Here is a 24631-nt window from a genome sequence, read left to right as displayed (position 1 = left end):
GCGGAGTCAAAAATTATAAGTTGGAAGGTTCTTTTTTAGCTGAGGCGTTGAGGGCCAGCGCGGATTCCCTGCAGCTGACTGATCCAGACCGGAACGCTAAACGCGGCCTGAGAGGTAAAATGGGCGTATGTCACGCGACTCACGGTCGCGGGCGGTCTGCCTTCTTGCGTCAGCATCGCGCTGAGCGTATTCAGTAACGCAAGATGGTGCGCCTGGATTGGCAACGGCTCTTCGGCAACGGGTAGCGCCTGAGGGGCCATAGCAAAAGAAAGATGGCGAATAACCGTACGAATAGCATGCTGATGCCAGTAGTCGACGGTAAAATTCGGGCGGCGATTGGTCGCTTCCAGCAAAGCAAGCTGGTTAAAGTTAACTTTAGCGCCTTGATCGTGATTGCTGGCGGTCGCCTTCGCAGGGGTATTAGGTTCAGCAGCATTACCGAGCGCGGGCAGGCCAAAACTAGCCGCGACCATCCCCAACAGGAGATGCGGCCAGAAGTACCGTCTGCCTAACTGTCGCCAGCGCGTCAGTATTCCACTCACGTTATTGCCACCTGATATACCCTGCGTTTGGGGTTACAAATGCAAAACCATTTTTGCGCACAAATATTACCATTAATGCGTTCGCACCACAGCAGTAATGACGCAAGTCGCGGGTAAATATGCTTAAGAAAGCAGCGATCGAACGGTATTTTAATCTACCTGTGGGAAAAGTCGCTTCAGAGAAGGTGGTTTGCAATCGGAAGATAAAAAAAACGACTGGCTCACCTGGCCGGAGAGAGTGCCAGATTAACCAGTCGAATTTATGCGACAGGTATACACTTCATCTTTCAAGCTGCCCCTTTGTTGGCTGCTTTCTCTCACCCCAGTCACGTACTAGTGTACGCTCCTGCGGATTCGTTCAGTTGCCGCCTTGATGCAACTTGAATGATTTTGTGTATAGTTATTATGCCAGTACGGTCGAAGGTGCTTTGAACGCCAGTGGCAGTTCTGCATCGTCCTGGAAGGTCACATATTCCCAGGCTTCCTGTTTTGCCAGGACCGCCTGCAACAGTTTGTTATTCAATGCATGACCGGATTTATACGCGGTGAATGCACCAATAATGTTATGACCACACATGAACAAGTCACCAATCGCGTCGAGCATTTTGTGACGAACGAATTCGTCTTCAAAACGCAGGCCGTCTTCGTTCAATACGCGATAATCGTCAACAACGATGGCACAATCGAAGCTGCCGCCCAGACACAGGCCGCGGGACTGCAGATATTCGATATCACGCATGAAGCCGAAAGTACGCGCGCGGCTGATCTGGCGCATGAACGCATCCGCAGAGAAGTTCATCGCGTAGCGCTGCGTGCTGGAGTCGATTGCCGGATGGTTAAAGTCGATGGTGAAATCCAACGTAAAACCATTGTATGGCTTAAACTCAGCCCACTTATCGCCATCTTCGACACGAACGGTCTCTTTGATGCGAACAAATTTTTTGGCGCTGCTCAGTTCTTCAATACCTGCATCAAGCAGCAGATAAACGAACGGAGCGGCACTGCCATCCATAATCGGGATTTCCGGGGCGTTAACTTCAATAACGATGTTATCGATACCTAAGCCCGCCAGAGCAGCATTAAGGTGCTCTACGGTTGAAATCCGCACATCATGCTCATTGACCAGACACGTACAGAGCATGGTATCACGCACAGATTTGGCATCGGCCGGGAAATCTACCGGAGGATTCAAGTCGGTGCGACGATAGATGACCCCGGTGTTGGCCGGCGCAGGGCGTAATGTCAGGGTGACTTTTTTGCCGGTATGCAAACCGACGCCAGTCGCCTGAACGATACGTTTAAGAGTCCTTTGTTTGATCATCGTATAATCTCGCCAAATTACCTATCCAACCGAAGTGTACTATACATTCGGTGGGCCAGTTTAGCACAAAGAGCCACAATTCCCAAATTCCAGCTAATTCTTAATCAGCTTGCTTACGCAGGAATGCTGGGATATCCAGATAATCCGGCTCTTTCGTGGTTTGCGGCGTATTGTCGTTAACCACTTTCGCTACCGGTTTCTGCTCTTGCGTCAACGGCGCCATACCGTGCTGCTGGTAACGATCCATTACCGGCTGCTGTACCTGCTTGTTGGTCACCAGAGTGATTTCAGGACGCTTGTCCATACCAATTCCAGTCGCCACAACGGTCACGCGCAGTTCGTCGTTCATATCCGGATCCAGAGAGGTACCGATAACCACAGTCGCGTTATCCGATGCAAATGCACGGATCGTGTTACCCACGGTTTCAAACTCATCCAGACGCAGGTCGAAGCCCGCAGTAATGTTGACCAGCACACCACGCGCGCCGGACAGATCGATGTCTTCCAGCAGCGGAGAAGAGATAGCCATTTCAGCCGCTTCTTCTGCACGGTCTTCACCGCTTGCCACGCCGGAGCCCATCATCGCGTAGCCCATTTCGGACATCACGGTGCGCACGTCTGCAAAGTCGACGTTCATCAGACCCGGACGAGTAATCAGTTCAGCGATACCCTGAACCGCGCCTTTCAGCACGTCGTTCGCTGCGCCAAACGCATCCAGCAGGGAGATACCGCGACCCAGCACTTTCAGCAGCTTGTCGTTCGGGATAGTGATCAGAGAGTCCACATGTTTGGACAGCTCGGTGATACCCTGCTCTGCGAATGCCATACGCTTCTTGCCTTCAAAGTTGAAAGGCTTAGTCACGACGGCAACGGTCAGGATACCTAAATCTTTTGCTACTTCAGCCACCACTGGCGCTGCACCGGTACCGGTACCGCCGCCCATGCCAGCTGCGATGAACACCATGTCTGCGCCGTCAAGCGCTGCACGCAGAGCTTCACGATCTTCGTCTGCCGCATTACGACCGACTTCCGGGTTTGCACCCGCGCCCAGACCTTTGGTGATGCCGCTACCAATCTGAATGGTCTGTCCAACCGCCGTTTTACGCAACGCCTGAGCGTCGGTATTCACAGCGAAGAATTCAACACCTTCGATGCGCTCACGCACCATGTGTTCAACGGCATTACCGCCGCCGCCGCCGACGCCGATGACTTTAATCACCGCGTCATTGGTAAGTTCCATAGGTTCAAACATAGTTTCTCTCTCCGTTGTGCCTGTCGCCTGAGACCGTGAATGTGCGTTGGTCTCTTTAAAAATTAAAACTCTTTTCGCAGCCAGCTATTGAGTCGTTTGATCCACGAGCCAACTGATGCCGTTACGCGTTTTTCAACTTCAGCTTCACCACTCAAATGGGATTCTTTCCCGTAGTGAAGCAGCCCCACCGCCGTGGAATAATACGGCTCCTGAGCATAATCCGTCAGACCGGTAATATTCAGCGGTGCGCCAATACGTACTTGCGTATGGAACACGCGCTGTGCGCAGGCCGCAAGACCTTCAATTTGCGCAGCACCGCCGGTTAACACAATCCCCGCCGCCAGATGATGTTTCACACCCTGCTGGCGAAGCTGTTCCTGTAATTGCAAAATTTCTTCGTTGACCAGGTTGAGCAGCTCGGTATAACGCGGCTCAATGACCTCTGCCAGGGTCTGACGTTGCAGGCTACGCGGTGGACGCCCCCCCACGCTTGGCACTTCAACGCTCTCGTCTTTACCGACGATGGAACCCAGTGCGCAACCATGGCGCACTTTGATAGCTTCTGCATCGCTCGGCGGCGTACCGAAGGCATACGCGATATCGCTGGTCACGACATTCCCTGCATAAGGGATCACTTTAGTGTGGCGCAACGCCCCGCCAGTATAAACGGCGATGTCCATTGTACCACCACCAATATCCACCACGCAGACACCCAGTTCACGTTCATCTTCCGTCAACACGGAATAACTGGCTGCCAACCCGGCAAAAATCAGTTGGTCAACTTTCAGGCCACAACGTTCAACGGCTTTGACAATATTCTTCGCCATGTCGTTGTGGCAGGTAATAAGATGGACTTTTGCCTGCATACGCACGCCGGAAAGACCGACCGGATTTTTGATACCTTCCTGGTAATCGATGGCGTATTCCTGCGGAATAACGTGCAGAACACGATGTTCATCGCGAACGCGTACGGATTTTGCCGTATGTACCACGTTCTCCACATCTTCCTGCGTCACTTCCTCTTCGGAAATGGGCACCATACCAATTTCATTCTGACAGCTAATATGCTTACCGGAAAGCGCCAGATACACAGAGGAGATCTGGCAATCTGCCATCAGTTCAGCCTGGTCAATGGCGCGTTGTACGCACTTCACCACTGACTCAAGGTCATTCACCCCGCCTTTATCCATACCTCGCGATGGGCAACTGCCCACGCCAATGATATTGACCATACCGTCGGGCAGAACTTCCCCTACTAAAGCGGCTACCTTCGCGGTGCCAATCTCCAGTCCAACTACCAGTTTTCTGTCCGTCGCCTTGATCATTGTTGTTCTGCCTGTGCCTGATTCTGTTGCTGATTAGATTCCTCAGGAGGCAAGGGAACCCAGCCTACTGCCGCTCCTGAGTCATAACGCAAATCAACGTAGCTAATCCGTTTGCCATCGGTTTGCGCCTGCTGCTGTAAAACCGGGTAGAGTTCCACAAAGCGAGCCAAACGTTTTATCGTATCGCCCCTGCCCAGATTGAGCTTAATATCGTTATTCAGCGTCAACTGCCAGGAACGACGCGCGGTCATCGCCGCTTCCTTCAGGGTGAATCTATCCTTAGCCAGCACCTGCCCCATATCACGGAACCCTTGCAACACTTCACTTGCGCTGCCTTCCGGTCCGTACAACATAGGTAATACCTGCTTATTGGCCCGACCGGTTGGGACGCTGAACGTATTTCCTTCTGCATCCACCATGTGTTGGTCATTCCAACGCGCTATTGGCACATATTCAACCAGATGAATCTTCAATTCATCAGGCCATTGCTTTCTGACGCTCGCCTGTTTTATCCAGGGGAGACGTTCAATCTGGCTCTGGATGATGTTCACATCCTGAGTCATAAAGGTACCCGGAGCGCCCAGCGCAAGGATGGACTGACGGATATCGTCATTGCGCGTGTAATGCCGTTCGCCGGTTAACACCAGTTTTGACAATGGCAAACGCTGCGCATCTTCCATCCACCCCAACACTACCCAGCCGCTGACAAACACGGTGCACAGCACTGTCAGCAGGAACAGTATTCCTGCAAGACGCGTTCCATTATTGCGGCGTGAGGAGTTTACTTCTTCTTCATCACCGTTTCGCGTGTTCAGCGCAGCCTGCGACATATCAGTCCGCCAACTCCAGAATTCTTACCACCAACTGCGAGAAGCTCAGGCCTGCCTGACGTGCCGCCATCGGCACCAGGCTGTGGCTGGTCATACCTGGAGAGGTATTGGCTTCCAGCAGATAAAACTGGCCATCGCTGTCCAGCATGACGTCAATGCGACCCCAACCTTTACAGCCCAATGCGGTCCATGCTTTCAGGACTAATTCCTGCAAACGGGCCTCTTGTTCGGCTTCCAGACCTGCAGGGCAGAAATATTGTGTCTCATCAGAGAGATACTTCGCCTCATAATCATAGAAGGTTCCCGCGGGTTGGATACGTATTGACGGTAAAATTTCTTCGCCGAGTATCGCAACTGTAAATTCCGGGCCACTGAGCCATTTTTCAATCAGTACTTCTTCATCATGCTGAAAAGCCAATGCTAATGCACCCTGCAAAGCATTTTCTTCTTCAACTTTTGACATCCCTACGCTGGAGCCTTCACGGCTTGGCTTCACAATCAGCGGCAAACCTAACGCAGAAATTTTTGTAACTGCTTCATCGCTAAGACCTTTTTCGAACTCAGCGCGGGTCAATGCAACCCATGGTGCGACGGGTAAACCTGCGCCCTGCCACAGCAGCTTGCTGCGCAGTTTGTCCATCGAAATTGCGGAAGCCATGACGCCGCTGCCGGTATATGGCAGGCCAATTTGCTCCAGCATGCCCTGCAACGTGCCATCTTCCCCGCCACGACCATGCAACGCAATAAACACCTTCTGAAAACCCATAGATTTCAGAAGAGTGACATCGACCTCTTTAGGATCAACCGGATGGGCATCAACACCACCTTCGCGTAACCCTGCCAGTACGGCCGCGCCGGAATTCAGCGAAACTTCACGTTCTGCGGAGGTTCCCCCTAACAGGACCGCGATTTTATCAGCCATGTTGTTCTTCCTCCGGGTTTTGCGGCTTCAGTTTGATTTCAGCTAAGGAACGCGCGATTTTGCCGATATTTCCAGCGCCCTGCACCAAAATCAGATCGTTGCCGGTTAATACTGGTGCCAGCATTTCTGCCACCAGGGCCGGATCGGATACCAGAATCGGATCGATCTTACCGCGACCACGAATCGTACGGCACAGCGAGCGGCTGTCGGCCCCCGGAATCGCGGCTTCGCCCGCGGCGTACACGTCCAGCATCAACAGCGCATCGACCTGGGTCAGCACGTTGGCAAAGTCGTCATACAGATCGCGTGTACGCGTAAACCGGTGCGGTTGGAACAGCATGACCAGATTTTTGTCGGGCCAGCCCGCACGCGCGGCTTTAATCGTGGCGTCCACTTCCGTTGGGTGGTGACCATAATCATCGACCAGCATCGCGGTCCCGGTTTTACCGTTCACTGGCTCAAGCGGGAATTCGCCGAGGAAGTCGAAACGACGTCCGGTACCCTGGAAGCTCTCCAGCGCACGCAGAATAGCGTCATCTTCAATACCTTCTTCCGTCGCAACCGCCACCGCAGCCGCGGCGTTCAGCGCATTGTGGCGGCCCGGCGCGTTTAACGTCACACGTAAATCGGCCATCCCCTGACGCACCAGCGTGAAGTGCCCTTGTGGGCCAATCTGCTGGTAATCTTCAACGCGCACATCGGCATCATCACTAAAACCATAGGTTGTGGTTTGACGACCAACTCGCGGTAACAGCTCGCGGATCACCGGATCGTCAACGCACATCACCGCACGACCATAAAACGGCAAGTTATGCAGGAAATTAATAAACGTCTGCTTTAAATTTTCGAAGTCGCCATGGTAGGTATCCATATGGTCGGCTTCGATATTGGTGACAATCGCCACCATCGGCTGCAAATGCAGGAACGACGCATCGCTTTCATCCGCTTCCGCAATCAAATAACGGCTATGTCCCAGGCGCGCGTGAACGCCCGCGGCCTTCACCAGACCGCCGTTGACAAAAGTGGGATCCAGGCCCGCTTCCGCGTAAATGCTGGAGACCATTGCCGTGGTCGTGGTTTTACCATGCGTACCGGCAATAGCGATGCCGTGACGAAAACGCATTAACTCCGCCAGCATTTCCGCACGACGGATCACCGGAATGCGCGCTTCATGCGCCGCAACAATTTCCGGGTTATCCGCAGAAATGGCGCTGGAGACCACCACTACGCTCGCATCGCGCACATTTTCAGGGCGATGGTTGAAGAAAATCGTGGCGCCCAGATTCGTCAACTGCTGCGTCACCGGATTCGGCGCTAAGTCAGAACCGCTGATCTGATAACCTTCATTGGCCAAAACTTCGGCAATACCGCCCATACCAGCACCACCGATGCCGACAAAGTGGATGTGCCGAACGCGACGCATTTCGGGCACGATGGAACGCAGTTTTGCCAGTTGTTGTGTATTCATTCTTTAGCCATTAACTTCTTAGTTCATGCGATGCAAAAGGCATCACCACAATTACGCCCGGGCAGCCCGGCTCACTTCATTTGCCACGCGCTCAGTGGCATCCGGGATGGATGCGGCGCGCGCACGTTCTGCCATGGTTAATAAGGTTTCTCGCGACCACCCGGCAAGGGTGCTGGCGACGGCATCCACAGTAAACTGCGGCTGCTCGAGAATTTTGGCGGCGCCCGCTTTTTCCAGCGGCAGCGCATTCCAGTACTGCTGTCTGTCTTTATGCTGGAACGGCACAAACAGCGCGGGTAAACCTGCGGCGGCAATCTCGCTCACCGTCAGCGCCCCTGAGCGACAAACCACGACATCCGCCCACGCATAGGCCGCTGCCATATCATCAATAAACTCAGTAACCTTGTGCTGCGGTTGTCCCGCGTCGGCATACGCCTGCTCGACGGTCTGCTGCGCGCCTTTGCCGCTCTGATGCCAGATAGTTACCGCATCGCCAAGCTTTGCGGCAACCTGCGGCATCGTCTGGTTCAAAACACGTGCGCCCTGCGATCCACCGACCACCAGCACGCGAACCGGACCTTCACGACCGGCCAGACGCGTTTCGGGCAACGGCAGCGCCAGCACGTCGGTGCGTACAGGGTTGCCCACCACTTCCGCATTTGGGAAAGCACCGGGAAAGGCCTGCATCACCTTCGTTGCAATCTTCGCCAGCCATTTATTGGTTAACCCTGCAATGCCGTTCTGTTCATGCAGTACAACCGGAATGCCTAAGGACCAGGCAGCCAGTCCGCCAGGGCCGGACACATATCCACCCATTCCCAGCACCACATCAGGCTTAAACTGCTTCATGATGGCGCGCGCCTGACGCCAGGCGTTAAAAATACGCACGGGCGCGGCTAGCAGCGCGTTGACGCCTTTGCCACGCAATCCGGAGATGCGAATAAAGTCAATTTCAATGCCGTGTTTCGGCACTAAGTCCGCTTCCATACGATCGGCGGTGCCCAGCCAACGAACCTGCCAGCCCTGGGCCATTAAATGGTGCGCGACCGCCAGCCCCGGGAACACATGCCCGCCGGTACCGCCTGCCATCACCATTAACCGCTTCGGTTGACCACTCATCGTGCACCTCGTGTAAACGCCTGGGCTTTTTCCAGACGCGTTTCATAATCAATACGTAACAAAAACATGATGGCCGTCGACATAATCAACAAACTGGAACCACCATAACTGATCAGCGGCAACGTCAGACCTTTGGTTGGCAGCATACCTGCTGCAGCGCCGACGTTTACCAGTGCCTGGAAGCTAAACCAGATCCCAATGGAGCAGGCTAAAAAGCCTGAAAAACGGTGATCTATTTCCAGCGCCTTACGGCCAATCGACATCGCGCGAAAAGCGACGAAGAATACCATTAAAAGTGCCAATACCACACCGATATAACCCAGCTCTTCCCCAATAATGGCGAAGATGAAGTCGGTGTGCGCTTCCGGTAAATACTCGAGCTTTTGGACGGAATTACCTAAGCCTTGCCCCCAAACCTCACCGCGACCAAAAGCCATCAGCGATTGCGTCAGCTGGTAGCCACTGCCGAACGGATCTTCCCATGGGTTCCAGAAGGAGGTTACGCGGCGAATACGATACGGCTCAGCAAGGATCAGCAGCACAACCGCGGAAATCCCCATGCCGATGATGGCAATGAACTGCCACAGTTTCGCACCGGCGAGAAACAGCATCGCCAGGGTAGTGACAAACAGCACCACCACCGTACCCAGGTCAGGCTGTGCCAGCAGCAAAATAGCCAGCACCAGGATCACGCCCATTGGTTTTAAGAAGCCGCGCAGGTTGTTACGCACTTCATCAACTTTACGCACCAGGTAGTTGGCGAGATAACAGAACAGCGACAACTTGGTAAATTCCGCAGGCTGAATACGCAACGGCCCCAGCGCAATCCAGCGCGACGCACCGTTAACGGAACTACCCACCACCAGCACGATCAACAGCATGATGATCGAGGCTATCAGCATCGTCGTACTGTATTTTTGCCAGAACTCCATCGGCAGACGCAGCGTCACCATCGCCAGACAGAACGCGAGGAAGATGTACAGCGCGTCACGCTTGGCAAACAGGAAAGGATCGCCCGCCAGACGTTGCCCTACGGGCATCGATGCCGATGTCACCATCACAAAGCCGATCGCTGCCAGACCAAAGGTCAGCCACAGCAGCATGCGGTCATACATGATCAGGCTGTCCGCGTCTTTATCACGCGAAGCCATCACCCAGCCTTTAAGTGCCGCGAAGATCCACGCCAGGACACCCAGTCCCGGTAAGCGCGGCATTCTCAGACGAGGGAGAGATAAGCGCATCAACCCAACTCCTTCGCCAGGCGGGTAAAGACGTCACCGCGTTGCTCAAAGTTCTTGAACTGGTCGAGGCTGGCGCAGGCGGGCGACAGCAACACCATATCACCCGGTTTCACGTGCGGTGCGAGCAGGCGCATTGCCTGCTCCATGGTTTCAGTTTGTTCCGTAACGTCAGGTCGCAGAGCGGCAAGCTGCGCGCCATCACGACCAAAGCAGTACAGACGAATGTTGTCGCCGGTCAGGTAACGTTGCAGCGGCATAAAGTCAGCGGATTTCCCGTCGCCGCCCAGCAGCAGGTGCAAAGTACCATCAACATGCAGGCCATTCAGCGCGGCCTCAGTGCTGCCCACGTTGGTGGCTTTAGAATCGTTAATCCAGCGCACGCCGTTGTGCTCAAGCACGGTCTGAAAACGGTGCGCCAGACCGGTAAACGTGGTCAGCGCTTTCAGACTCGACGCCCGCGGCAGACCCGCAGCATCCGCCAGCGCCAACGCGGCCAGGGCATTGGTATAGTTATGCTGGCCGGAAAGCGTCATCTCTTTCACGTTGAGGACTTTTTCCCCCTTCACCCGCAGCCAGGTTTCGCCCTGCTGACGGTTCAGGTGATAGTCACCCATGTTGACGCCAAAGCTCACGCAACGCTCATCCGCCCCGCGAATCGGCATGGTCAGCGCATCATCAGCGTTGACCACGCAGATTTGCGCGTTTTCATAGACGCGCAGTTTGGCCGCACGGTACTGCTGCAAGCCAAACGGATATCTGTCCATATGATCTTCGGTGACGTTCAAAATGGTGGCGGCTACGGCGTGTAAGCTGGAGGTTGTTTCCAGCTGGAAGCTCGACAGTTCCAGAACATACAGCTCACGTTCGTCGTCCAGCAGCATCAGCGCGGGCAGGCCGATATTACCGCCAACACCCACGTTCACACCGGCCGCTTTCGCCATCTCGCCTACCAACGTAGTAACAGTACTTTTCCCGTTGGAACCGGTGATCGCAACGATCGGCGCCTGCGCTTCGCGACAGAACAGCTCAATGTCGCCAACAATTTCAATTCCCGCATCGGCGGCGGCGCTCAGTGAAGGATGCGCCAGGGCGATACCAGGGCTGGCGACGATGAGATCGGCGGCCAGCAGCCAGTCATCATTCAGGCTGCCAACATGACGCTCAACCGCTTCCGGTAATTTGTCCAGACCAGGTGGCGTCGCGCGGGTATCCATTACGCGCGGCGTCACGCCACGCGCCAGGAAGAAATCCACGCAGGACAGCCCGGTCAAACCCAGACCGATAATGACGACTTTTTTACCCTGGTAATCAGCCATGATTAACGTACCTTCAGCGTTGCCAGGCCAATCAGCACCAGCATCAGCGAAATAATCCAGAAGCGCACAATTACGCGCGGTTCCGGCCAGCCTTTCAGTTCATAGTGATGGTGAATCGGCGCCATACGGAAGATGCGCTGTCCGCGCAGCTTAAAGGAGCCAACCTGCAGAATGACCGACAGGGTTTCTACGACAAATACGCCGCCCATGATCACCAGCAGGAATTCCTGACGCAGCAGCACGGCAATAATGCCCAGCGCGCCGCCCAGCGCCAGCGATCCGACGTCGCCCATAAAGACCTGCGCCGGATAGGTGTTAAACCACAGGAAGCCTAAGCCCGCGCCGACAATCGCCGTACAGACGATCACCAGTTCGCCGGCATGACGTAAATAAGGAATGTGCAGATAGTTGGCGAAGTTCATGTTACCGGTCGCCCAGGCCACCAGCGCAAAACCCGCGGCCACAAACACGGTCGGCATAATCGCCAGACCATCAAGGCCGTCGGTGAGGTTAACCGCGTTACCAGTCCCCACAATCACAAAGTACGCCAGCAGGACGTAGAACAGTCCCAGTTGCGGCATCACGTCTTTAAAGAATGGCACCACCAGCTCGGTGGCGGGGGTATCTTTACCGGCCAGATACAGCGCAAAAGCCACGCCCAGCGCAATCACCGACATCCAGAAGTATTTCCAGCGCGCGATCAGGCCTTTGGTGTCTTTGCGTACCACTTTACGGTAGTCATCGACAAAACCGATAATGCCGTAACCGACCAATACCACCAGCACACACCATACATATGGATTCGACGGGTATGCCCACAGCAGTACGGAGATAACAATCGCGGTGAGGATCATAATCCCGCCCATGGTCGGCGTACCGCGTTTACTGAAGTGTGATTCCGGACCGTCGTTACGTACGACCTGTCCAAAGGACATTTTTTGCAAGCGGGCGATCATGCGCGGGCCCATCCACAAAGAGATGAACAGCGCGGTCAGCAGGCTGACGATGGCGCGAAACGTCAGATAGGAAAAGACGTTAAAGCCGGAATAATATTTGACCAAATGTTCGGCCAGCCAAACTAACATGTTCCATTCTCCTGTAATGCGCGTACTACCTCTTCCATGGCGGCACTACGTGAACCCTTCACTAAAATCGTCATGATCTGATGTTCTGCAATCAGCGCCTTAAGATGCGCGGTCAGCGCGGTTTTATCCGCAAAATGCTCACCAACGCCGCTGGCATGGCTAATTGCCTGACTCAGTTTCCCTGTACTCAGCACCCGGTCGATACCTGCAGCCTTTGCAGCCTCACCTACCTGTACGTGGCAGGCTTCGCTTTCCGCGCCAAGCTCTGCCATATCGCCAACCACCAGCACGCGGTAGCCGGGCATTTCGGACAGCACCTGTACCGCTGCGGTCATTGAGCCGACGTTAGCGTTGTAGGAGTCGTCCAGCAGCAGCTGATTTTCTGCCAGTTGAACCGGGAACAGACGCCCCGGCACCGCTTGCAGATCCTTCAGGCCCGCTTTGATCGCCTCTGGCGTCGCGCCTACCGCCATAGAGAGCGCAGCCGCCGCCAGGGCGTTAGCAATGTTGTGACGACCCGGCAGCGGCAGCAGAACATCAATGCTTCCGGTTGGCGTTTGCAGCGAAAACTCTGTGCCGTGTGAGGTCACATGAACGTTATCCGCCGAAAAGTCGCTGTTAGCCGCATTCGGCGAGAAGCGCCAGACTTTGCGATCGCCGATGATGCTTTGCCAGTTCAGCCAGTCGTTGTTGTCGGCATTCATAATGGCGATACCGTTCGCTGACAGGCCGGTAAAAATCTCACCTTTTGCCTTTGCAACACCGGCCAGAGAGCCGAAGCCTTCCAGATGCGCGGCGGCCAGGTTGTTCACCAGCGCCGCTTCCGGACGTGTCAGACCAACGGTCCAGGCGATTTCCCCCTGATGATTGGCGCCGAGCTCAATTACGGCATAGTCGTAATCGTTGTTTAAGCGCAGCAGCGTCATCGGTACGCCGATGTCGTTGTTCAGGTTGCCCGCGGTATATAGGGTGTTGCCGCATTGACTCAGAATGGACGCCGTCATCTCTTTGACGGACGTTTTCCCGGAAGAGCCGGTCAGCGCAACAACGCGCGCCGGAACCTGGGCGCGAACCCACGCGGCCAGTTCACCAAACGCCAGACGCGTATCTTTAACAATCAGCTGCGGCAGATCGATGTCCAACGGACGGCTGACCAGCAGCGCACCCGCCCCGCTCTCTTGCGCTTTGTCGGCAAAATCGTGGGCGTCAAAGCGTTCGCCTTTCAGCGCCACAAACAGGCAGCCCGGCGTCACTTTACGCGTATCGGTTGTCACCGCATCAAGGGTCAGATCGGCCCCTTTTAATTCGCCACGGAGGATCTCCGCCAGTTGGCTGAGCGTTACGCTAATCATGCGATTACCCCCAGCAGACGCGCTGCCGTGACGCGGTCAGAATAGTCGAGGCGCTGTGAACCAACGATCTGGTAGTCTTCATGACCTTTACCGGCCACCAGCACCACGTCATTTTCTTTCGCCTGCATAATGGCATTTGTCACCGCTTCTGCGCGACCTTCCATTACCTTCGCCTGTCCGGCATCCAGCATCCCCGCCAGAATGTCGTTAATAATGGCGCGCGGCTCTTCAGTACGTGGGTTGTCATCGGTCACCACGACAACATCAGCAAACTCTTCAGCAATCGCGCCCATCAACGGGCGTTTGCCTTTGTCGCGATCGCCGCCGCAACCAAAGACGCACCACAGTTTGCCAGCACAGTGCAGACGTGCCGCCTGCAGCGCTTTTTCCAGCGCATCTGGCGTATGGGCATAATCAACCACAACGGTGGTTTTACCCGGCGCGCTGAACACTTCCATACGCCCGCAAACCGGCTGCAATTGTGTCGCCGTTTTCAGTAAATCAGCTAACGGATATCCCAGCGCCAGCAGCGTCGCCAGCGCCAACAGCAGATTGCTGACGTTAAACGCGCCCATCAGGTGGCTTTCAATTTCGCCGTCACCCCATGAGGAGGTAAAACGAATCGTTGCCCCGCTGTCGTGATAATTCACGTCAACCGCTTTTAACCAACGACCGTGACAGTTCGGATTGATGTGGTCTTCCATCGAAACGGCAACCGCATCCGGGAGTTTGGCCAGCCAGCGACGACCGACTTCATCATCCGCGTTGACGATGGCCTGACCGCATTGGTGCGTGGAATACAGCAGCCATTTCGCCGCTTCGTAATGTTCCATATCGCCGTGGTAGTCAAGATGATCACGGCTTAAGTTAGTAAATACTGATGCGGCAAACTTCAGCGCCGCCACGCGATGCTGAACCAGACCGTGTGAAGACACTTCCATCGCGCCAACCGTTGCGCCTTGCGCAACCAGCCCCGCCAGCACATGCTGGACATCAACGGCTGAGCCGGTAGTATTTTCCGTCGGGATCACTTTGCCCAGCAGGCCATTGCCTACTGTTCCCATTACCGCGCTGGTTTCGCCAAGCAGTTGGCTCCACTGCGCCAGCAATTGGGTAGTGGTGGTTTTACCGTTGGTCCCGGTCACGCCGACCAGACGCATTTTTTCAGAAGGCTCGTGGTAAAAACGGCCTGCCAGTGCAGATAAACGTTCGTTAAGCTGGCTGAGATAGATAACCGGCACGCCGTGCATTTCACGGATTTCACCGTCAGTAGCTTCATCTTTTGCTTCTGCAATAATGGCAGCCACACCTTGCGCTATCGCCTGCGGGATATACCGACGCCCGTCCGCCTGATGACCCAATACTGCGACAAAGAGATCGCCCGATGCAGCCACACGGCTGTCAAGCGTCATCTCCCGCAGTGCTCGCTCCGGTGCACCCGGCACCCATGGAGCAAGAAGGTCGCGCAAATTACGATCTGCCACCTGTTGCCTCGCCTTGATTATTCACAAATTCATTTTTATCGCCCGTTGTCAGCGCATCCGGCTCGATGTTCATGGTGCGCAGTACGCCGCCCATGATGGCACCAAAGACCGGCGCGGAAACGGCGCCACCGTAGTATTTACCCGCCTGCGGATCGTTGATAACAACAACCAGCGCGAAGCGCGGCTGACTCGCAGGCGCAACGCCTGCGGTATAAGCAATGTATTTGTTGATGTAGCGGCCATCCGGGCCTACTTTTTTCGCCGTACCGGTTTTAATGGCGATACGATAACCTTTAATCGCCGCCTTCACGCCGCCGCCGCCGGGCAGCGCCACGCTTTCCATCATGTGCACCACGGTACGCACGGTTGATTCCGGGAAGATACGCTCGCCAGGAACCGGAGGGTCAACTTTGGTGATCGACAGCGGACGATATACGCCATAGCTGCCGATCGTTGCATAGACTCGCGCTAACTGTAACGGCGTTACCATTAGCCCGTAGCCGAAAGAGAAGGTGGCCCTCTCTATGTCAGACCACCGTTGTTTTTGAGGATATAAGCCACTGCGTTCTCCGACCAACCCCAAATTGGTCGCTTTTCCCAGCCCAAAACGTGAGTAAGTGTCTACTAACGCTGAGGACGGCATCGCTAACGCCAGCTTGGAAACACCGACGTTACTCGACTTCTGCAAAACCCCGGTGAGGGTCAATTCGCTATAACGCGCCACGTCTTTGATTTCGTGACCATTAATTCGATAAGGGATGGTGTTAAGTACGGTATTTTCACGTACAACACCACGCTGCAGCGCCGTCATCACCACCATCGGTTTGACGGTAGAACCCGGCTCAAACACGTCGGTAATGGTACGGTTACGCATCGCATCTTTCGGCGTACCGGTGAGATTATTCGGGTTGTAAGACGGACTGTTGGCCATTGCCAGCACTTCACCGGTGTTCACATCCACCAGTACCGCACTGCCTGACTCCGCCTTGTTAAACGCCACCGCGTTATTCAGTTCACGGTAAACCAGCGCCTGTAAACGCTCATCAATGCTTAGCGCAAGGTTATGCGCCGCCTGACTGTCGGTAGAGGAAATATCCTCAATGACGCGGCCATAACGGTCTTTACGTACAATACGTTCGCCCGGTTGCCCGGTGAGCCACTTGTCGAAGCTCTTCTCAACGCCTTCAATCCCCTGACTGTCGACGTTAGTAAAGCCGATGAGGTGAGCGGTCACTTCTCCGGAAGGATAGTAACGGCGGGATTCTTCGCGCAGATGAATACCTGGCAGCTTCAGTTTCTTGATGTAGTCAGCCATGTCAGGGTTTACCTGACGCGCCAGATAGATAAAGCGCCCTTTCGGGTTGGCGTTAATGCGGGAAGCCAGTTGATCGAGTGGGAGGTTCAGGGCAGTCGACAACGCCCGCCAGCGTTCACCAACGCTCACGCCTCCTGCATCATGCACCTCTTTCGGGTCGGCCCAAATCGCCTTCACCGGAACGCTCACCGCCAGCGGACGACCCGAGCGGTCGGTAATCATCCCGCGTGACGTAGACACTTCCTGGACGCGCAGAGAACGCATGTCGCCCTGACGCACCAACATGTCCGGCGCGATGATTTGCAGCCAGGCAACGCGCCCGAGCAGAAAACCCAGTGCCAGCAAAATACAGCCGCACAGTAACGCAAAACGCCAACTGATAAAGTTGGCTTGTTCTTCCTGGCGTTTTGGTTTGTGCGTTTTTGCCGCTGCTTTCATGCGTCGCGTTTATCCTTATTTTTGTACTACGATATTTTCTTGTGAGGGATCAACATGCTGCATTTGCAGCTTTTCCGTTGCGATCCGTTCAACACGGCTATGGTCGCCGAGCGCGTTCTCCTCAAGGATCAAGTTACGCCATTCGATATCCAGCGCATCTCGCTCCAGAACCAGCTGCTCACGCTGCGCGGTCAGTAACCGCGTATGGTGTGCTGTTGTCACGACGGTAACCGCCGTCAAAATAATGCAAATGAACAGGCAGAGTGGCAGCTTCCCATACCGCAAAAGATCGTCACCGATCACGCCAGGCAAGGCATGGCGCTCGTTGCTTCCTATCGATCCTTTAACTTTGCTGAGGGCTTCTGTCACTCTGCTGATCATGCGTTCGTCCTCTCTGCAATACGCAGAACTGAACTACGGGCACGAGGATTTTCAGCTACCTCTTCTTCACCCGGCATCATCTTGCCTAGTGCTCTTAACTCACGGCCGCCCAGTTTTTTGATCTGCGCTTCGGTCATCGGTATTCCAGCCGGAACCTGAGGACCACGGCTTTGTTCGCGCATAAAGCGTTTCACAATGCGATCTTCAAGCGAATGGAAACTGATTATCGAAAGGCGACCACCTGGTGCCAGCACGCTGAGCGAGCTTTTTAGCGCCTGCTCTATCTCCTCCAGTTCACTGTTCACCCAAATGCGCACCGCCTGGAAGGTACGGGTCGCGGGATGTTTGAATTTGTCTTTCACCGGCATTGCCGCCGCAATCACCTCTGCCAGCTCTTTAGTGCGGGTCATTGGTTCGATGCGGTTGCGCTCCACGATGGCGCGAGCAATGCGTTTGCCGAAGCGCTCTTCGCCAAAGGTTTTGATCACCCAGGCAATGTCTGCTTCATCGGCGGTTTGCAGCCATTCGGCCGCTGACTGACCGCGTGTCGGGTCCATTCGCATATCTAACGGACCGTCACGCATAAATGAGAATCCGCGCTCAGCATCGTCAAGCTGCGGAGAAGAAACCCCAAGATCGAGAAGAATCCCGTCGATCTTACCGGTCAGTCCGCGCTCGGCGACGTAGTCAGCCAGCGCAGAAAAAGGTCCATGGACGATGGAAAAACGGGGATCGGTAATCGTCTGTGCAACGGCAATAGCCTGCGGATCGCGATCGATGGCCAGTAAACGTCCCTCTTCGCCAAGCTGGGAGAGGATCAGACGTGAGTGACCACCGCGACCAAATGTCCCGTCAATGTAGATGCCGTCTGGACGAATATTCAGGCCGTTTACGGCTTCATCCAGCAACACCGTTGTATGTTTATAATTTTCCATCATTTTATAGAGACAAATCCTGCAATCGTTCCGACAGCGCGCCGGTAACAGACTGCTCAGCGTCGATATCTTCCTTGACCTGTTGATACCAGGTCGTTTCATCCCACAGCTCAAACTTATTGAACTGCCCAACCAGCATCACTTCTTTCGTTAACCCTGCGTGTTGACGCAGAATGGGCGCTATCAATAAGCGACCAGCGCTATCCATCTGACATTCGCTGGCATGACCCAACAACAGACGCTGTACGCGACGCTCAACTGGATTCATGCTAGACAGACGCGATAACTTCTGTTCGATGATTTCCCATTCAGGCAGGGGGTACAGCAGCAGGCACGGGTGATGGATGTCAATGGTGCAAACCATTTGACCGGTAGCGCTCTCGAGCAGTTGATCCCGATAACGGGTAGGCACGGATAAGCGCCCTTTACTGTCGAGATTAACTAACGTTGCTCCCCGGAACATGCCAGCCTCACCCCCGATTACCACTTTATCCCACAAATTCCCACTTAAAGGAGTTTACGGAGCGGAGGAAAACCTTGTCAAGCAAGTCACGGCGCTTAGCGGAGCAAAAAACACATTGTTTACGGCTAATATCAGCGTTGAACAAATTCCGTACAGCAAACGAAGCAAATTAACGTCATGAATATTTGTAAGAAAAAAATCCAACAACTCATGATTGTTTAAAACAACTGAATATCATCAAAAGAAAATATAAAGTGTCAGTTTGCGACGCGAGCGGCATTTTAGGACAATATGCAGCGAGATAACAGTACCAGTTAATCAGTCTGTACGCCGCACAGGAGCGAGGTGAAGGTGAGATTGCCGCAACGCAGCAGCAAAGTGTTTGTTAATTCGGCAAATCCCTACAAGCATGTAACAAAATAATACAACCGTAACGCGTCGTTACTTCTCAATAACCCCAAAATGGAGAGTTGCATTTTTAATTCGGCATAATTTAAGAATCAATTTCAGATAATTCTAAAGAATATTCTTAATTATAATGCGGTTATTTCTGAGAATGGAATAATTGATGACGTCAGAGGCTTATCCCGCCGACATCATCAATTGAGGCTCTTAGTTACGGCTAAGTATACCGCGACGGTACAGATTACGCCGTATACGCGTTAATCCTGGTTTTGGTTTTCGCGGCTCATCCAGGCTTGCCAGCACAATCTCCAGCACGCGCTCAGCAACATCGCGATGACGCTGCGCTACCGCCAGTACCGGGCACTGCAGGAAGTCGAGCAGTTCGTGGTCGCCAAACGTCGCAATCGCCAAATCAGACGGTAACTGCCCGTCGCGACGCAGGGTCACATCCATCACTCCCTGCAGCAGAGCAAACGACGTGGTAAACAGCGCCTGAGGCATTGGATGCGTTTCCAGCCATTTATCAAACAACTGCGCGGCCGCTTCACGTTCATAGCTGTTGGCATAGAGGAAATGCACTTCACGCGGATCGTCTTTCCATGCGGTACGGAAACCCTGTTCGCGCAAGAAACTGACGGATAATTCAGGGAGCGCCCCCAGATAGAGCACGGTTTCAGCAGGGAATTTACGTAACTCCTCCGCCAGCATTTGGGCATCATCCTGGTCTGCGCCCACCACGCTGGTGAAATGTTCGCGATCCAGCGCGCGGTCCAGCGCCACAATCGGGAATGAACTGTTCGCCCAGCGCTGATAGAACGGGTGTTCAGGCGGCAAGGAGGTCGACACAATAATGGCATCAACCTGGCGTTGTAAAAGATGCTCAATACAACGCATTTCGTTATCCGGCTGATCTTCAGAGCAGGCAATCAACAGTTGATACCCGCGCTGACGCGCCTGGCGCTCCAGATAGTTTGCGATCCGGGTATAGCTCGTGTTCTCGAGATCCGGGATCACAAGCCCAATAGAACGTGTGCGTCCAGCACGTAGCCCGGCCGCCACGGCGTTCGGGTGGTAATTATGCTCACGCACCACCGCCATGACTTTTTCGACCGTTTTGTCGCTTACGCGATATTGCTTTGCTTTGCCGTTAATAACGTAGCTTGCAGTCGTTCGCGAAACGCCGGCCAACCGAGCGATTTCATCCAGTTTCACAATTGCCCCTTGCGTAAAATGTACAAACCATAACCTTTTAGATGGCATGGGTTAAACTTCTTAACATCTAAGCGCAGAATAATGACTGCGGCAACCGCTTTTGTCTCTGGTTACTGCTGATTTCGCAAAAAAAAAGCAACCGATAGCCAATGCTTCTCGCCCAGGCCGGATAAGCATTAGCACCATCCGGCAAGGTATTATTGCCTGATGCCGACGCTAGCGCGCCTCATCAGGCCTACGTTATCCCTGCACGTTAGCGCATAATTTTATCGCCGCGAGAAAGTCCCACCACGCCGGAGCGGGCAACCTCCACAATTTTGGCGACTTCACGCAGGGTTGCCAGAAACGCATCCAGCTTATCGCTGGTGCCCGCCAGTTGTACGGTGTAGATCGACGGCGTAACGTCGATGATTTGCCCGCGGAAAATCTCCGTGTTACGTTTCACCTCTTCCCGGCCATAACCGCTGGCCTGGATTTTCACCAGCATGATTTCTCGTTCAACGTGCGCGCCCTGCCCCAGTTCGCTGACGCGCAGAACATCCACCAGCTTGTGAAGCTGCTTTTCGATCTGCTCCAGGACTTTCTCATCCCCAACCGTCTGAATCGTCATCCGCGATAAGGTCGGATCGTCAGTCGGCGCGACGGTCAGGCTTTCAATGTTGTATCCACGCTGGGCGAAGAGGCCAATCACACGCGACAATGCACCCGACTCGTTTTCCAGCAATACTGATAATATCCGGCGCATAATCAGGTCCTCTCCGTTTTGCTTAACCACATTTCATCCATCCCGCCCCCACGAATCTGCATCGGGTAGACATGCTCACTGCCATCGACGGTGACATCGACAAACACCAGACGATGGTTACGCACATGTTCCAGCGCTTCGCCCAGCTTGCTCTCCAGTTCATCTGGATGATTAATCTGGATACCAATATGCCCATAAGCCTCGGCAAGGCGTACAAAATCGGGCAGCGACTGCATGTAAGACTGGGAGTGGCGCCCGGAGTAGATCATGTCCTGCCATTGTTTGACCATGCCGAGATAGCGGTTGTTAAGGTTGAGCACCAGCACCGGCAGTTCATATTGCAGCGCCGTCGACAGCTCCTGGATATTCATCTGAATGCTGCCATCTCCGGTCACGCACACCACCGTTTCATCGGGCAGCGCCATTTTCACCCCCAACGCCGCGGGTAAACCGAATCCCATGGTGCCGAGGCCGCCTGAGTTAATCCAGCGGCGTGGTTTATCGAACGGATAGTAAAGTGCGGCAAACATCTGATGCTGACCAACATCAGAGGTCACATATGCCTCCCCTTTCGTCAGACGCCAGATGGTTTCTATTACCGCCTGTGGTTTAATACTTTCGCTTTGCGTGTCGTATTTCAGGCACTGACGGGCGCGCCATTGTTCAATCTGTTGCCACCAGTCACGGTTATCATCCAGCGGCTGCTGTGATTTTTCCTGCTCCAGCAACTCAAGCATCTGATCCAGCACCAGGCGAGCATCGCCCACAATCGGAATATCCGCCGTGACGGTTTTTGAAATGGAGGTCGGATCGATGTCGATATGCAGTACGGTCGCATTCGGGCAATATTTGGCCAGGTTATTGGTCGTTCGATCGTCGAAGCGAACGCCGACGGCAAAGATCACATCGGAATGATGCATGGTCATATTGGCTTCGTAAGTACCGTGCATGCCCAACATACCCAGCGCCTGGCGATGCGTGGCCGGAAACGCGCCTAACCCCATCAGCGAGGAAACAACCGGCAGATTCAGTGCTTCGGCAATCTGCCCCAGCTGTTGGTGGCAGGCGGCATTCACCGCGCCACCGCCCACATAGACCACCGGTTTCTTCGCCGCTACCAGCGTTTGCAGAGCACGTTTTATCTGACCTTTATGTCCGGTCGTTGTCGGATTATATGAACGCATACTTACAGACTCCGGCCAGCTGTAAGGCAGTTTTTTCGCCGGATTCAGAATATCTTTCGGCAAATCCACTACCACCGGTCCCGGACGACCGCTTGCCGCCAGCCAGAAGGCTTTTTTCAGCACCTGCGGGATGTCTTCCGTTTGTTTAACCAGGAAGCTGTGTTTTACCACCGGGCGGGATATGCCCACCATGTCGCACTCCTGAAAGGCATCGTAGCCAATCAGGGAGGTGGCAACCTGTCCGGAGAGGATCACCAGTGGAATGGAATCCATATATGCCGTTGCAATCCCGGTGATTGCATTGGTTGCCCCCGGTCCGGAGGTGACCAAAACAACGCCGACTTCCCCCGTGGCGCGCGCCAGGCCATCAGCCATATGTACCGCGGCCTGTTCATGACGGACCAGCACATGATCAACACCGCCGACCGTATGTAGCGCATCATAAATATCGAGGACGGCCCCCCCGGGATAACCGAATACCTGCTTCACACCCTGATCGATGAGCGATCGGACGACCATCTCGGCTCCAGACAACATCTCCATGGCTTGCCTCACTCTTATAATGAATTACGGTTTAACAACACATTAACCGCTGACGATGACGCATGGCAATTGACTCCGAAGGGGTGGCACTGGAGTAAATTAGAATAAAACGGAGGAAAGAATCGAATAAATGGAGAATTAAACCATCATAAGCAATTGATATGATAAATAATCGCTTAAAAAGGGAGACTTACAGCAATTACTCTATTTTTTTACAGGTCAGGGTATATATAAAAAGTAGAGTTCAGCATAAAATTTCAGACATAAAGAAAAAAGCAGAATAAACCAGATGTATCCCCCGATTTATTCTGCCAACTGCTACTGCTTGCAGACGGAGACCAACAGCTCTTCCATCCATTGATGTCCTTTATCGCGACCCGCAGCCTCATGCCATGAAAGATAACATGTGCGGCTATTCAATTTTAAAGGTAAAGGCAATATTTGCAGTTCTAAAGAATCGGCGAACTCTTCTGCCAACCAACGCGGCGCAATAGAAACCAGATGCGTTTGCGACACAATATTAAGCACGCTAATTAATGCCATTCCCTGATAAGCCACGCAGGATTGTTTATCCGTTGTGTCATACCACGGCTGGCTGAATGATGCGAAGCGATCGAGGGAAACCACGGCATGCTGTTCATTATAGAGATCGCTTTCCAGCAATGGGCCACTAATACGCGGATGCTTTTTACTCGCCACTAACACCATTTCGTCATTGAATAATGGAATACTGGAGAATTCTGGACGACGGAACTCTTCATAGCTAATAACAAACTCAGTTTCCTGATAACGTAATTGATGCTCAGTATTTTGATTGAGTGAAGATTTAAAAACGACATTAATATTCGGTGCGACTTGCTCAACTCGATTATAAATCAATGAAGTAAGAATATTATCCAACGGGCTACATACACAGAGATTGAAAACACGCTCACTGCTGGCAGGTTCAAAGCCGGAACCAGGCAGTTCATTCTGCACTAATTGCAATGCCTGGCGAACAGAGCCAAACAACTGAAAAGCTCTTGCTGTAGGCTGTATCCCGCGTCCATATCGAACAAAAAGCTCATCGTTAAACATGACCTTCAGGCGCGCGACCGCATTACTGACAGCGGGTTGCGACATCCCCAACGTATGCGCGGCACGGGTAATATTTTGTTCCTGCATCACCGCATCGAAAACGGTTAATAGATTGAGATCAACCATACGAAGCTGTGGCTTACCCATCTCTATAAGATTCGTTTTATCTATTATTTTTACTTCTGGCATATTTAACTCCACTGTCACTCTAAACTCCCTTTTCCCAGACGGAGTGAAGAAATAATCTCCGTTAATATGATTTACCATGCATATAAAATGAGAAAAAGAAAAAACATTAAAATTAGGAAAACATAAAGGCACAAACCTAAATGAACAAAAGACCAATGCGAGCGCAGTGTGGCAGAGGTCACTGCACGATGATTCATATGTTTAAATTTCAAAAACAATATAACCATAAGCACGACGAATACACAATCATACGCACCGTGAATACGTATTTAAGTTTTAATTAAATGTTTATATTATTAATACATTAAAAGTTAACATTAATTTATCAATTATGTGGCGTCAGGCTGGCTTAACACATTCAGAGTTGCTATAAGAACAGGCAAATCATAAAGATATAAAATCTCAATAGAGTAGTTTTCTTCGATTCATCGTTACAATAAATGCAAATAAATATGCTCAAATATGTCAAACCGTGAAAAGTATGTTC

At 53.3% G+C, this 24631-nt stretch carries 21 protein-coding genes; all 21 read right to left on the bottom strand.

Features of this window, described 5'->3' with window-relative positions:
- Positions 1-35 precede the first annotated feature (35 nt).
- The 21 genes from secM to leuO all read right to left on the bottom strand — a co-directional run bounded on the left by secM (position 36) and on the right by leuO (position 24144).
- Positions 36-542 (bottom strand): secA translation cis-regulator SecM, encoded by a 507-nt coding sequence (gene secM / locus OGW16_RS07580; protein WP_047406191.1) that lies wholly within the window; start codon positions 540-542, stop codon positions 36-38.
- A gap of 403 nt (positions 543-945) precedes the next feature.
- Positions 946-1863: a UDP-3-O-acyl-N-acetylglucosamine deacetylase gene (lpxC, locus tag OGW16_RS07575; RefSeq protein ID WP_006686706.1), complete on the bottom strand. Its 918-nt coding sequence runs from the start codon at positions 1861-1863 to the stop codon at positions 946-948.
- Positions 1864-1963: 100 nt separating this feature from the next.
- On the bottom strand, positions 1964-3115 hold the full coding sequence (ftsZ, locus tag OGW16_RS07570; RefSeq protein ID WP_003018753.1) for a cell division protein FtsZ: 1152 nt from the start codon (positions 3113-3115) through the stop codon (positions 1964-1966).
- A gap of 62 nt (positions 3116-3177) precedes the next feature.
- The gene (gene ftsA, locus OGW16_RS07565; RefSeq protein ID WP_003018755.1) at positions 3178-4440 is read right to left on the bottom strand and encodes a cell division protein FtsA; all 1263 of its coding nucleotides are present in this window, start codon (positions 4438-4440) and stop codon (positions 3178-3180) included.
- Positions 4437-5270 (bottom strand): cell division protein FtsQ, encoded by an 834-nt coding sequence (ftsQ, locus tag OGW16_RS07560; RefSeq protein ID WP_003018758.1) that lies wholly within the window; start codon positions 5268-5270, stop codon positions 4437-4439. Before ftsQ ends, ftsA begins: the two co-directional genes overlap by 4 nt.
- Before the next feature lies 1 nt (position 5271).
- Positions 5272-6192, bottom strand: a complete 921-nt coding sequence (locus OGW16_RS07555; protein ID WP_043018426.1) for a D-alanine--D-alanine ligase — start codon at positions 6190-6192, stop codon at positions 5272-5274.
- Positions 6185-7660 (bottom strand): UDP-N-acetylmuramate--L-alanine ligase, encoded by a 1476-nt coding sequence (gene murC, locus OGW16_RS07550; RefSeq protein WP_043018425.1) that lies wholly within the window; start codon positions 7658-7660, stop codon positions 6185-6187. The genes OGW16_RS07555 and murC overlap by 8 nt, the downstream gene beginning before the upstream one ends.
- A gap of 51 nt (positions 7661-7711) precedes the next feature.
- Positions 7712-8779 (bottom strand): undecaprenyldiphospho-muramoylpentapeptide beta-N-acetylglucosaminyltransferase, encoded by a 1068-nt coding sequence (murG, locus tag OGW16_RS07545; protein WP_075145206.1) that lies wholly within the window; start codon positions 8777-8779, stop codon positions 7712-7714.
- Positions 8776-10020, bottom strand: coding sequence for a cell division protein FtsW (gene ftsW, locus OGW16_RS07540; RefSeq protein ID WP_019078372.1), 1245 nt, complete (start codon positions 10018-10020; stop codon positions 8776-8778). The genes murG and ftsW overlap by 4 nt, the downstream gene beginning before the upstream one ends.
- Complete coding sequence (gene murD / locus OGW16_RS07535) at positions 10020-11336, bottom strand: UDP-N-acetylmuramoyl-L-alanine--D-glutamate ligase (protein WP_286518221.1); 1317 nt, start codon at positions 11334-11336, stop codon at positions 10020-10022. The genes ftsW and murD overlap by 1 nt, the downstream gene beginning before the upstream one ends.
- A gap of 2 nt (positions 11337-11338) precedes the next feature.
- Entirely contained in the window at positions 11339-12421 is a 1083-nt protein-coding gene (gene mraY, locus OGW16_RS07530; protein ID WP_016151694.1) for a phospho-N-acetylmuramoyl-pentapeptide-transferase, read from the bottom strand.
- Positions 12415-13773 carry a UDP-N-acetylmuramoyl-tripeptide--D-alanyl-D-alanine ligase gene (gene murF / locus OGW16_RS07525; protein WP_286518219.1) on the bottom strand — a complete coding sequence of 453 codons (1359 nt, stop codon included), beginning with the start codon at positions 13771-13773 and terminating at the stop codon, positions 12415-12417. Before murF ends, mraY begins: the two co-directional genes overlap by 7 nt.
- The gene (gene murE / locus OGW16_RS07520) at positions 13770-15257 is read right to left on the bottom strand and encodes a UDP-N-acetylmuramoyl-L-alanyl-D-glutamate--2,6-diaminopimelate ligase (RefSeq protein ID WP_043018421.1); all 1488 of its coding nucleotides are present in this window, start codon (positions 15255-15257) and stop codon (positions 13770-13772) included. The genes murF and murE overlap by 4 nt, the downstream gene beginning before the upstream one ends.
- Positions 15244-17010, bottom strand: a complete 1767-nt coding sequence (gene ftsI / locus OGW16_RS07515) for a peptidoglycan glycosyltransferase FtsI (RefSeq protein WP_016151691.1) — start codon at positions 17008-17010, stop codon at positions 15244-15246. The genes murE and ftsI overlap by 14 nt, the downstream gene beginning before the upstream one ends.
- Positions 17011-17025: 15 nt before the next feature.
- Positions 17026-17391: a cell division protein FtsL gene (ftsL, locus tag OGW16_RS07510; protein ID WP_006686695.1), complete on the bottom strand. Its 366-nt coding sequence runs from the start codon at positions 17389-17391 to the stop codon at positions 17026-17028.
- On the bottom strand, positions 17388-18329 hold the full coding sequence (gene rsmH / locus OGW16_RS07505; protein ID WP_042312345.1) for a 16S rRNA (cytosine(1402)-N(4))-methyltransferase RsmH: 942 nt from the start codon (positions 18327-18329) through the stop codon (positions 17388-17390). Before rsmH ends, ftsL begins: the two co-directional genes overlap by 4 nt.
- A 1-nt stretch (position 18330) precedes the next feature.
- Entirely contained in the window at positions 18331-18789 is a 459-nt protein-coding gene (gene mraZ, locus OGW16_RS07500; RefSeq protein ID WP_005124560.1) for a division/cell wall cluster transcriptional repressor MraZ, read from the bottom strand.
- A 612-nt stretch (positions 18790-19401) separates the two neighbouring features.
- Positions 19402-20406, bottom strand: a complete 1005-nt coding sequence (gene cra / locus OGW16_RS07495) for a catabolite repressor/activator (RefSeq protein WP_016151689.1) — start codon at positions 20404-20406, stop codon at positions 19402-19404.
- A gap of 253 nt (positions 20407-20659) precedes the next feature.
- Positions 20660-21151 (bottom strand): acetolactate synthase small subunit, encoded by a 492-nt coding sequence (gene ilvN / locus OGW16_RS07490; protein WP_003829566.1) that lies wholly within the window; start codon positions 21149-21151, stop codon positions 20660-20662.
- A gap of 2 nt (positions 21152-21153) precedes the next feature.
- On the bottom strand, positions 21154-22878 hold the full coding sequence (gene ilvI, locus OGW16_RS07485) for an acetolactate synthase 3 large subunit (protein ID WP_072033399.1): 1725 nt from the start codon (positions 22876-22878) through the stop codon (positions 21154-21156).
- Between the two features lie 318 nt (positions 22879-23196).
- A complete protein-coding gene (gene leuO, locus OGW16_RS07480; RefSeq protein WP_286518216.1) occupies positions 23197-24144 on the bottom strand; it encodes a transcriptional regulator LeuO in 948 nt (315 codons plus the stop codon).
- Between the last annotated feature and the right edge of the window lie 487 nt (positions 24145-24631).

The sequence above is a fragment of the Citrobacter sp. Ce104 genome (assembly GCF_030334595.1).
Classification (GTDB): Bacteria; Pseudomonadota; Gammaproteobacteria; order Enterobacterales; family Enterobacteriaceae; genus Citrobacter; species Citrobacter europaeus.
The sequence above is the reverse complement of the archived record's forward strand: the minus strand, read 5'-3'. Positions and strand labels throughout refer to the sequence as shown.

What these genes read in the sequence shown, in the direction of transcription:
- lpxC (WP_006686706.1), bottom strand. Translation starts at nt 1,863, where the DNA reads ATGATCAAACAAAGGACTCTTAAACGTATCGTTCAGGCGACTGGCGTC.
- ftsZ (WP_003018753.1), bottom strand. Translation starts at nt 3,115, where the DNA reads ATGTTTGAACCTATGGAACTTACCAATGACGCGGTGATTAAAGTCATC.
- ftsA (WP_003018755.1), bottom strand. Translation starts at nt 4,440, where the DNA reads ATGATCAAGGCGACGGACAGAAAACTGGTAGTTGGACTGGAGATTGGC.
- ftsQ (WP_003018758.1), bottom strand. Translation starts at nt 5,270, where the DNA reads ATGTCGCAGGCTGCGCTGAACACGCGAAACGGTGATGAAGAAGAAGTA.
- OGW16_RS07555 (WP_043018426.1), bottom strand. Translation starts at nt 6,192, where the DNA reads ATGGCTGATAAAATCGCGGTCCTGTTAGGGGGAACCTCCGCAGAACGT.
- murC (WP_043018425.1), bottom strand. Translation starts at nt 7,660, where the DNA reads ATGAATACACAACAACTGGCAAAACTGCGTTCCATCGTGCCCGAAATG.
- murG (WP_075145206.1), bottom strand. Translation starts at nt 8,779, where the DNA reads ATGAGTGGTCAACCGAAGCGGTTAATGGTGATGGCAGGCGGTACCGGC.
- ftsW (WP_019078372.1), bottom strand. Translation starts at nt 10,020, where the DNA reads ATGCGCTTATCTCTCCCTCGTCTGAGAATGCCGCGCTTACCGGGACTG.
- murD (WP_286518221.1), bottom strand. Translation starts at nt 11,336, where the DNA reads ATGGCTGATTACCAGGGTAAAAAAGTCGTCATTATCGGTCTGGGTTTG.
- mraY (WP_016151694.1), bottom strand. Translation starts at nt 12,421, where the DNA reads ATGTTAGTTTGGCTGGCCGAACATTTGGTCAAATATTATTCCGGCTTT.
- murF (WP_286518219.1), bottom strand. Translation starts at nt 13,773, where the DNA reads ATGATTAGCGTAACGCTCAGCCAACTGGCGGAGATCCTCCGTGGCGAA.
- ftsI (WP_016151691.1), bottom strand. Translation starts at nt 17,010, where the DNA reads ATGAAAGCAGCGGCAAAAACGCACAAACCAAAACGCCAGGAAGAACAA.
- ftsL (WP_006686695.1), bottom strand. Translation starts at nt 17,391, where the DNA reads ATGATCAGCAGAGTGACAGAAGCCCTCAGCAAAGTTAAAGGATCGATA.
- rsmH (WP_042312345.1), bottom strand. Translation starts at nt 18,329, where the DNA reads ATGATGGAAAATTATAAACATACAACGGTGTTGCTGGATGAAGCCGTA.
- mraZ (WP_005124560.1), bottom strand. Translation starts at nt 18,789, where the DNA reads ATGTTCCGGGGAGCAACGTTAGTTAATCTCGACAGTAAAGGGCGCTTA.
- ilvN (WP_003829566.1), bottom strand. Translation starts at nt 21,151, where the DNA reads ATGCGCCGGATATTATCAGTATTGCTGGAAAACGAGTCGGGTGCATTG.
- ilvI (WP_072033399.1), bottom strand. Translation starts at nt 22,878, where the DNA reads ATGGAGATGTTGTCTGGAGCCGAGATGGTCGTCCGATCGCTCATCGAT.
- leuO (WP_286518216.1), bottom strand. Translation starts at nt 24,144, where the DNA reads ATGCCAGAAGTAAAAATAATAGATAAAACGAATCTTATAGAGATGGGT.